1 protein-coding gene and 2 pseudogenes are annotated in these 1313 nt (G+C 31.9%); all 3 read right to left on the bottom strand.

Going from position 1 to position 1313, the window contains the following annotated elements; translation table 11 throughout:
* Window positions 1-408, bottom strand: a pseudogene (locus tag AC30RD_RS09470) (hypothetical protein); the annotation flags it as partial.
* A 5-nt stretch (window positions 409-413) separates the two neighbouring features.
* Complete coding sequence (gene clpP / locus AC30RD_RS09465; RefSeq protein ID WP_489494298.1) at window positions 414-998, bottom strand: ATP-dependent Clp endopeptidase proteolytic subunit ClpP; 585 nt, start codon at window positions 996-998, stop codon at window positions 414-416.
* A gap of 18 nt (window positions 999-1016) precedes the next feature.
* Window positions 1017-1313 (bottom strand): annotated as a pseudogene (locus AC30RD_RS09460) (hypothetical protein); the annotation flags it as partial.

Below are 1313 nucleotides of genomic sequence, written 5' to 3'. Positions count from 1 at the left end.
TTTAATATAATTTTTTATTTTATTTACATGTGAATATAAATTATTTATATCATCTAAAATTTTTTTAGTATTATCAAAATTTTCTTTTAGATAGCTATCCATTCTTGCCATATACTCTTTATTAGCATCACTTTGTTTTTCAAGATCAAGTATTTTTTTTATAGCCTCTTTTTGTGCAGGTGATTTTTCTTCTAAATATTTTTCAAAATATATAAGATAGTTTTCGGGAGTGGGTGGAACCATATCTTTTATCATACGATCTACAACTTGTTTAGCAAAAAGATTTATCTGTTGAAGTTTTCTTTTTCTTTCCTTGACATCTAAATTTTTTTGCTCTACAGAAATATCTTCAATATTTTTGCTAGTTTCGTACACAACTTCTCCCGAACTATCTATCTTATATTTCATAACTTTTATAAACTTCTAGTTAAAACTTTATCTATAAGTCCATACTCTTGTGCTTCTTTGGCACTAAGGAAAAAGTCTCTCTCAGTATCAGCTTGGATTTTTTCCAAAGGCTGTCCCGTTTGCTCTGCAAGAATACTATTTAGTTCATCTTTCATTCTTTGTATCTCTTTTGCTTGTATCTGGATATCAGTAGCTTGTCCTTGAGCACCACCTAAAGGTTGATGTATCATAACTCTAGCATGAGGTAGAGCATATCTTTTTCCTTTTGCTCCCGAACTTAGTAAAAATGCTCCCATAGAAGCAGCCTGTCCGATACAGATCGTGCAAACATCCGGTTTTATATAGTTCATAGTATCAAACATACTCATACCACTTGTGATAACTCCACCCGGAGAGTTGATATATAAAAATATATCTTTATCCGGATCCTCAGCCTCTAAAAATAGAAGTTGAGCAACTATACTTGCAGAAACTGCATCATTTACCTCACCACTTAACATGATAATTCTATCTTTTAAAAGTCTTGAATATATATCGTAACTTCTCTCTCCACGACCGGTTTTTTCTACTACTATTGGAACATAACTCACTTTTGTCTTCCTTTTATATTATTTTCTAGCCTCATCAAACAGTTTTCTAAAAAGTCTATCCTCTACGATAGCCATTTTCACAGCTGGTAAAAGACCTTGTTGTTCATACTGTTTTAACATCTCTTGAGGATTTTGTCCCATTTGTAAAGCTTCAAAGTATAGAGTTTGCATAACCTCTTGATCGCTTACTTCAATACCCTCAAGTTTTGCTAACTCATCTACTAAGAAGGTTATTTTTACACTATCACTAGCCTCTTTTCTAAACTCTTCTCTTTTTTTATCACCTACGAAAGGTACAGCAAAATATCTTCTATA

This window comes from Nitrosophilus sp., from assembly GCF_982775275.1.
This window is presented reverse-complemented; position numbering and strand designations above follow the sequence as displayed.